Raw genomic sequence first — 9080 nt, 5'->3', positions numbered from 1 at the left:
CTGTCCTGGGGGAATTACTATGGTGCTCTTTATTTTTTATTTATAAACACCCTCTAAGAGAAAGGTCGAGAAGCTTTGAAACCCCGATTCACTTGTAAAGAAGGTGGGCCCAGTGTGGTAGGTTTGGGAGGCTTAGATGTTAGCAATAATACTTTTCAAACAACCTCTAAAACTCCTTTAAAACCTGGTTAAGGATTTCCAATAAATAAATTATCTAAGTAAGTCGGTGAGAATAAATCAAACTAGATTAAGTAATGTAAAAAATCTTGAGATTAGTTCGTAGTGAGGACTTTAGTCCTCAAATGATGGCTGAAGCCCTCACTACAAACCTTGAATTATTCACACCGCTCTACTTATATTGTGGGGTATTTTTTTATTTTTGAATGCGTGTCACCTTTGGCTGGAAATGCACCTCATTGGGCTGCTGTCGCAAGTCAAGTCAAGAGGCGGCAGCTCTCATATTAGGCATTAAGAGTCAGAGACGAATGGCACTAAGTTAAGATACAGCCCTTGCCCTGACTGGTTAAGAGCCTCCAGGCTCTTAACCCATTCTGGGAGGCGGAGCCTCCTCTTTCTTGACCAGAGGCGGAGCCTCTCAGAATATATTCCCAGCCTGGAGGCTGGGAACGAGGCTACACAGGCTTTTGGGCTTTTCTTAGTGCCATTCGAGTCAGAGACTTCTTTTCGAGACAATCTCTAAAAGCTTGCTCTAGAGGAGCTTTCACCTGAAGTTCACCCAATGAGCTTTTTCTGTGCGCCTACCGCGTGGTCTATTTAAGAGGAAAATTGCTGTAAATAAGTTGTAACTGAGTTCAAAAAAGCTAACTGTTGGGAAAAATACTTTTATAGGACTTACGCACTATACAAAATGAATTTCATGTGTGTAACGAAATTCGGTCGTTTCAGGCTATTGTCCACTATCTTTAGATCGCTAGCGTAGGCATCGCTGGCTAATAGTGAAAAAATCAAACTTGAATGCCGGAAAATCGGTATGCACATTTAGTTATTTCTGTCAATAGGTAAGTCCTATTTTAATAATAAGTTTAGCTTCAAGAAGAGTTAATACAAATGAATCCAGCAGTTGAGCCGATCCCCCAAATTCCAGGCTATCAAATTAGTGAGCAACTTTATACAAGCTTTAGAACCGTGGTTTACCGTGCAATTCGAGAGGCTGATGAACTGCCGGTGATTATCAAACTGCTTCAGCAAGAGTATCCCAACTTCAGCGAACTGCTCCACTTTTGCAATCAGTACACCATAGCCAAAAATCTCGACCTACCAAGTATTGTTCGTCCCTACAGCTTGGAACTCTACCGCAACAGTTATGCTCTGGTAATGGAAGATTTCGGCGGTATTTCTCTCAAAGAATGGATGAAAACCGCAATAGGGAGTAATCGAAATGTCTGGGAATTTTTATATATTGCGATCGCTCTGAGCAATATTCTTGACGGACTCTATCGCCATCGGGTTATCCACAAAGACATCAAGCCGGCCAACATCCTGATTAACCCGGAAACTAAGCAAATCAAGTTGATTGACTTTAGTATTGCCTCTCTTTTACCTAGAGAAACCCAGGAAATTCACAGTCCTAATGTCTTAGAAGGTACCCTCGCTTACCTTTCCCCGGAACAAACCGGGCGGATGAATCGCGGAATTGACTATCGCAGCGATTACTACTCCCTTGGTATTACCTTCTTTGAACTGCTTACCGGACAGCTACCCTTCGAGTCTAATGATCCGATGGAGTTGGTTCACTGTCATATTGCAAAAGTTCCACCACTTTTAGGGGAAAGGGGAAAGGGGACAGAAAACACCGAAGAGATTCCCCAAGTTCTTTGTGACATTGTAATGAAATTGATGGCGAAAAATGCTGAAGACCGCTATCAGAGTGCATTGGGGCTGAAATTTGATTTAGAAAAATGTTTGAATCAATTGCAGGAAATTGGCTCGATTAAATCCTTTAAACTAGGTGAGCGGGATATTTGCGATCGCTTCATCATCCCAGAAAAACTTTACGGTCGCCAAACTGAAGTTCAAAGCTTACTGGATGCCTTTGAAAATGTCAGTCAGGGAAGCACTGAAATTATCTTGGTAGCAGGCTTCTCTGGGATTGGCAAAACTGCTGTGGTTAACGAAGTCCACAAGCCAATAGTCCGACAACGGGGTTATTTCATTAAAGGTAAATTTGACCAGTTTCAGCGCAACATCCCATTTTCTGCCTTTGTGCAAGCCTTTCGAGACTTAATCAGGCAACTGCTGACTGAAAGTGACGCTCAATTCGAGCAATGGAAGTGCAAAATTCTCTCTGCTTTGGGTGAGAACGGACAAGTGATAATTGAGGTGATTCCAGAACTGGAAAGTATGATTGGTAAACAGCTTCCTGTGCCGGAACTCTCTGGTAGTGCAGCACAAAATCGCTTCAATTTGCTGTTCTTGAAGTTCACTCAAGTCTTCACGACAAGAGAACATCCATTAGTAATCTTTATTGATGATCTGCAATGGGCAGATTCTGCTTCTTTGAAGTTAATGCATTTATTAATGAGCGAAGCTGACATCGGTTATTTACTATTAATTGGTGCTTATCGAGATAACGAAGTCAACCCAGTACATCCGTTGATGCTGACTTTGGGAGAGATTCAGAAGTTAGGCGCTACAGTCAATACGATTACCTTAGCTCCCCTCGATCAGATTTCTATCAATCATTTGATTGCAGATACATTGAGTTGCTCGGTAGCTTTAGCCGCGCCGTTAACAGAGTTAGTATTGAGCAAAACCAAAGGCAACCCTTTCTTCAGCACCCAGTTTCTCAAAGTGCTACATCAAGATAAACTAATTACATTTAACCCCCCTCAGTCCCACGCCAGATGCTACCCTGCGGGAACGCTAAGAGCGAACAAGTCGGCAGAGCCGCCCAACGCACTGGCTCCCCTTGGTAAGGGGGGACTGAGGGGGGGGTGGGAATGTGATATTACTCAGGTGCGATCGCTCGCTCTTACCGATGATGTAGTAGAGTTTATGGCACTTCAACTTCGGAAGTTGCCAACACAGACTCAAGAAGTCTTGAAGTTAGCGGCTTGTGTGGGCAACCAATTTGATTTAGCGACATTAGCGATCGTCCATGAAAAATCCCAGGTGGAAACAGCCGCATATTTTTGGAAAGCTGTGCAGGATGGGTTGATTATCCCTACCAATGAGGTCTACAAGTTCTATCAAGAGGAGTCAGGCTCCAGAATTCAAAATTCCGAATTTCAGCAAGACAATTTTCCTGAATCCTGTTCTTACAAATTCCTCCATGACCGTGTTCAGCAAGCTGCCTATACTCTAATTCCTGAATCTCAAAGAAAAGCTACTCATTTAAAAATTGGGCAATTACTGTTACGCAATACATTGCCTGAAGCACTTGAAGCCAGCATTTTTGATATTGTTAATCAGTTAAATGAGGGGATTGACATAATTACCCAACAATCCCAAAGATATGAACTGGCTCAACTGAATCTAATTGCTGGGAAGAAGGCGAAAGCTTCTACTGCTTATAGAGCAGCCGTTAAATATTTTACGTTAGGCAGAGAATTGCTAATAGAAGAAAGTTGGCAAACTAACTATAAACTCACATTTGGATTATATCGAGAATCTGCGGAGTCTGAATATTTTGCTGGCAATTTTCACGAAGCAGATAGATTATTCAACCTCGCTTTGAATCATAGCGAAGATAAGTTTGAACAGGCAGATATTTATAGAATTCAGATGTACCTGAAAATGACTCAGGGTGAAAATATCGAAGCTGGCTTTGAAGCTGGGCTGAAAGGTTTGAGCATCATGGATATGCATTTACCAGTCACTTCCTCAGAACAGCAAGCTGCCATCGAAACTGAACTTCAAGAACTAAAAGCCAAACTTAAAACGCTTCGTACAGCAGATTTATTCGATTTGCCTGAGATGACAAATCCAGATAAGAAAGTCTGTATGGGTCTTTTAACTGACCTTTGGGCAGCAGCTTATATGGGAGGAGATCAAAACCTCAGTTCCTTGGCTCCTCTATTAATGATCAATTTATCGTTGAAATATGGCAATACAGAAAGTTCTGGTTTTGCTTACTGTCTGTATGGGATGAGTCTGGCAAATCAAGGAAGTTATCAAACTGCTTATGAGTTCGGTACGTTAGCACTAAAACTTGATCACCACTTCAATAGCACCGAATTTATTCCTAAGACCAATAATATCTTTGCACACACGATTAATCCCTATAATCAGCATTTAAAAACGAATTTGCCAATTTCTCAACAATCATTCCAAGTCAGTCAAGAAACTGGAAATTTGGTGTTTGGCGTTTGGGCAGTTTCGTTTCTAATTTGGGCGATGTTAATTAAGGGCGATCGCCTATCAAATGTCTACACGGAAACGGAGAAATATCTCGGCTATGTGCAACAGGTGAATGATGCTAATATGCTGTATGCCTTTAGTTTACAGCAGCAGTTCCTACTGAACTTGCAAGGCATATCTGAAAACACCGATTTATTAGAAGATGGCAATCGCGAAGATATTCCCTATATAGAAGTTTGGAGACAGAAAAATAACTTTGAGCATGGAATTAATTGGTACTGCTTTCTCAAAATACAATTATCGTACCTTTATGGGCGCTATGCAGATGCTGTGAAAGCGGCAGAAGAAGCTGAGAAAACCCTTGCTTCCAACTCTGGTTTTTTCCCAATTATTCAGTATTATTTCTATTATCCACTCAGTTTGGTAGCTCTCTATCCCAATGCGACATTAGAGAAGAAAAAACAGTATTGGGAAATTATTCGAGAGCATCAACAAACCCAGAAAACCTGGGCAAATAATTGCCCAGAAAACTTTTTGCATCGATATCTACTGTTATCTGCTGAAATTGCCAGAATTTCTGGCAACTACATGAATGCAATCGAGTCATACGATCACGCCATTGCTAAAGCCAAAGAAAACGAATACCTCAACGAAGAAGCTCTTGCCAATGAACTCGCAGCCAAGTTTTATTTAGAATGGGGCAAAGAACGCATTGCCCAAGAGTATTTGATTAATGCTTACTATTGCTACACACGCTGGGGCGCTAAAGCCAAAGTCGATGACCTAGAACAGCGTTATCCACAATTGCTAGCCCCCATCTTAGAACAGAAGCGTTCACGTTCGCGTAGCGTGTCCGCAGGACTCAGTGACTCTGAAAGAGTATCGCCACTCACGCCCAATGAGACGTTCACAAATATTGACAGCATTGCTACCTTGAACCCAAGCATTAATAAATCAGTAACCTCTAGCAGCAATATATCAGTAATGCTAGATTTGGCAACAGTTCTCAAAGCCTCTCAAACTCTTTCAAGTGAAATCGAACTGGATAAATTACTAACGAAACTGCTGCAAGTGGTGATTGAAAATGCTGGAGCAGATAAGTGTGTGTTACTACTGCTTAAAAAAGGTAGATTGGTAGTTGAGGCGAGTGCTGAAGTTGGGCAGCAATCAACCGTGCTACAGTCAATTTTTATTGAGGATAGCGCAGACGTTCCCCATAGCCTGATTTACACCGTCAAACGTAGCTTGCAACCTACCGTCATCTTTAATACCACAGCGGATCCGGCGCTGATAGCTGACCCTTACATTATTCGTCAGCAACCCAAAAGTTTGCTGTGTACGCCGATTCTGTATCAAGGCAAACTGTTAGGGATTTTGTATTTAGAAAACAATCTTACCACTGGCGCGTTTACCAGCGATCGCGTCAAAATTCTAAATCTGTTATGCACTCAAACTGCAATCTCTCTGGAAAACGCCCGACTTTATCAGCAAGCACAAGATACTCTCGAAAACCTTGGACAGGCTGAACAATTCTTGCGGTTAATTATCGACAATATCCCCCAGTCTGTTTTCTGGAAAGACCGCAATAGTGTTTATTTAGGCTGTAACCATAACTTTGCTGAAAGTTTCGCCAATGGAATGTCTGAAAAGATTATTGGTAAAACAGACTACGACTTTTTCCCGACTGGTGAGGAACCAGATTTTTTTGTCGAGTGCGATCGCCGCATTATGGAGTCTGGACAAGCTGAACTCAATATTATCGAAACCGTGCAGAAAGCAGACGGAAAACCAATCTGGTCGAATACAAATAAAATTCCTCTAAAAGATAAAGAAGGAAACGTTTTTGGCATCCTTGGTACATCTGAAGACATCACCGAATACCACCAAGCACAACAATTATTGCAACAGCAAAAGCAACAATTAGAACAAGCTTTGGAAGAACTCCAAACGATGCAATTGCAATTAGTGCAGGGTGAAAAAATGTCTGCCCTTGGTAATTTGGTAGCAGGTGTTGCCCATGAAATCAACAATCCTGTCGGCTTCATTGCTGGCAACTTAGAACCAGCAAAAGATTATATCAACGACTTGTTTGGGCTAATTAAACTTTACCAAGAGAAATTTCCAGAACCCGGCTCAGATATTGAAGACGAAATTGATGCGATGGACTTGGATTATTTACGCGAAGATTTACCTAAGTTGCTGGATTCGATGAAACTGGGTGTTAACCGTATCCGCAGTATCAGTACCAGTTTGCGAACCTTCTCCAGAGCAGATAAAGATTACAAAGTGCCCTTTAATATTCACGATGGCATTGACAGTACTATTTTGATTCTGAGACATCGTTTAAAAGCTAACGAAAGCCGTCCAGAAATTGAGGTGGTAAAAGACTATGGCAAATTACCCTTAGTGGAATGCTTTGCTGGACAACTCAATCAGGTGTTTATGAACTTGTTGGCAAATGCCATAGATGCACTTGAAGAATACAATACAGAGCGGAGTATGTCAGCTATTCTAGCCAACCCCAATTGCATCACTATTCAAACCCGTGTAGCCGAATCAGGTCAGCACATTTTGATTAAGATTGCCGATAATGGCGTGGGGATGTCGCCGGAGGTGAAGCAACGAGTATTTGACCATTTGTTCACCACCAAGTCTGTAGGAAAAGGCACTGGATTGGGATTAGCGATCGCTCGTCAAATTGTCGTAGAAGCACATGGTGGTTCACTCTCTTGCACTTCAGAAATTGGACAGGGAACAGAGTTTGTCATTCAAATCTCTACTCAAAAACACTAATCACAATTGAAAATCCAAAAGAGTTCTATAGACGATAATGCTTAAATTACGCAAAATTTGGTTGAAAATCAACCCTCGACAATATGCCCAAACAAAAAAAAATTACTACTCATTGAAATGGCGATCGCGAAACTTACTGTTGCTATCAATTGTCGTGATTTTATCCTTTAGCATTAGCCTCACAGCTATCACTAGTTACAACATTGTTAAGGGGTTGTTGCTCGATAGTCTCAAGGAGCAAGTACTGTTAAAAACACACCAAGGTCAGGATGATATTGATAACTGGTTAGCGATTCGGAAGACAGAAATTAAGACTTTGGCAAATTCTCTTGTGGTGCGATCAATGGATTGGTCTGTGATGGAACCTTACTTGCAATCTGAGGTGACACGACTGCAAACGTTTTTGCTGATGGCGTTGGCCACACCAGATGGTACATTAATTAATACTCAGGGGACTCGTCCCAATGTTAAAGATCGAGAGTTTTTTCAGCGGAGTATGGCGGGTGAAACGATAGCTGCCGATCCAATTATTGGACGCACAAACAAACAGTTACAGATTCAGATTAGTTCGCCGATTCCTGCTGAAACAGGCACAAAGCCAGCAGGTGTGTTAATGGGAGGAATTCCGATTAACCGAGTAGTTGAGGTGATCAGCAATTTACGTCAAGGCAAGGGTAGCTATGCCTTTGCGCTGAATTCTCAAGGAATTCCCATCGCCCATCCCAACAGGGAACTAATTGGTACACGGGAAAAAGTCGGCCAGAGTTTTCTCAAGTCCCCCAATCCCAGGTTAGTTGAAATTACCCAACAAATGGTGGCTAAACGCACAAACATTGAATTGGCTCAACTGGATGGTAAGTGGAGCTATGTTGCTTACACTCCCCTGAGAGAGGCAAATTGGTCGGTAGCGTTGATTGTGCCACAAGAAAATATTGAATCGCCATTGCAGGCGTTGAACCTGTTAGCTACGGTTTTGGGAGGATTGCTGGTGGTTGGGTTGATCGGTGCATGGCGACAGATGCAACTATATGAACAGATTCGCGATCGCGCCTTGATTTCCAGCCAGCAGGCGCAACAACTCAGCAAAACCTTGAAAGAATTGCAAAATACCCAAGCTCAACTCATCCACACCGAAAAAATGTCTAGCTTGGGACAACTGGTTGCTGGGGTGGCACACGAAATCAATAATCCCGCTAATTTTATTCATGCCAACCTCAACCATGCAAGTGTTTACACTGAAGGCATCCTCGATTTGCTAAAGCTTTATGAACAAACCTACCCAAATCCGACACCAGAAATTAGCGATCGCGCCCAAGACCTTGATATTGAGTTTCTGGCAGAAGATTTACCCAAACTCATGACATCAATGCAAGTGGGAACCAAACGCATTCGTGAAATTGTGCTATCGCTGCGTAATTTCTCCCGTCTTGATGAAGCAGACATGAAATTTGTAGACATTCATGAAGGATTAGACAACACTCTGATGATTCTGAACCGTCGCCTCATAGCCACGCCAAATCAATCAGAAATTCAGATCATTAAGAAATACGGTGATTTACCCCTAGTAGAATGTTACGCAGGGCAACTTAATCAGGTGTTTATGAATGTTCTGATGAATGCGATCGATGCACTGGAAGAAGCCAGCCAAAAACTGAGTTTAGAGGATATTAAAACCAACTCTAATCAAATTAAGATCCAAACCCAAATTGACGAATCCAATCATGACGCGATCGTTCAGATTTACGATAATGGTATTGGTATGTCTGAGGATGTTAAACAACGGGTATTTGACCATATGTTTACTACTAAACCTGTGGGCAAAGGAATCGGATTAGGAATGGCGATCGCCTATCAAATTGTTGTAGACAAACATACAGGAACTATCGAAGTTGATTCTACCCCAGGATGTGGTACAGAGTTTACCATCCGTATTCCTTTAACAAGTAAAAACTAAAAATTCAGAATTG

The 9080-nt window shown here is 41.9% G+C and carries 2 protein-coding genes; both read left to right on the top strand.

The window, feature by feature from the left end; genetic code table 11:
* The first annotated feature begins 1068 nt into the window (after positions 1-1068).
* On the top strand, positions 1069-7113 hold the full coding sequence (locus HWQ23_RS20520; RefSeq protein WP_292831989.1) for a trifunctional serine/threonine-protein kinase/ATP-binding protein/sensor histidine kinase: 6045 nt from the start codon (positions 1069-1071) through the stop codon (positions 7111-7113).
* A gap of 37 nt (positions 7114-7150) precedes the next feature.
* On the top strand, positions 7151-9067 hold the full coding sequence (locus HWQ23_RS20515; RefSeq protein WP_292831986.1) for a sensor histidine kinase: 1917 nt from the start codon (positions 7151-7153) through the stop codon (positions 9065-9067).
* Positions 9068-9080: the final 13 nt, after the last annotated feature.

Origin of the sequence: Nostoc sp. JL33 (genome assembly GCF_017114985.1) — a bacterium.
In the GTDB taxonomy this organism is placed as follows: Bacteria; Cyanobacteriota; Cyanobacteriia; order Cyanobacteriales; family Nostocaceae; genus Nostoc.
This window is presented reverse-complemented; position numbering and strand designations above follow the sequence as displayed.

What these genes read in the sequence shown, in the direction of transcription:
- HWQ23_RS20520 (WP_292831989.1), top strand. Translation starts at nt 1,069, where the DNA reads ATGAATCCAGCAGTTGAGCCGATCCCCCAAATTCCAGGCTATCAAATT.
- HWQ23_RS20515 (WP_292831986.1), top strand. Translation starts at nt 7,151, where the DNA reads ATGCTTAAATTACGCAAAATTTGGTTGAAAATCAACCCTCGACAATAT.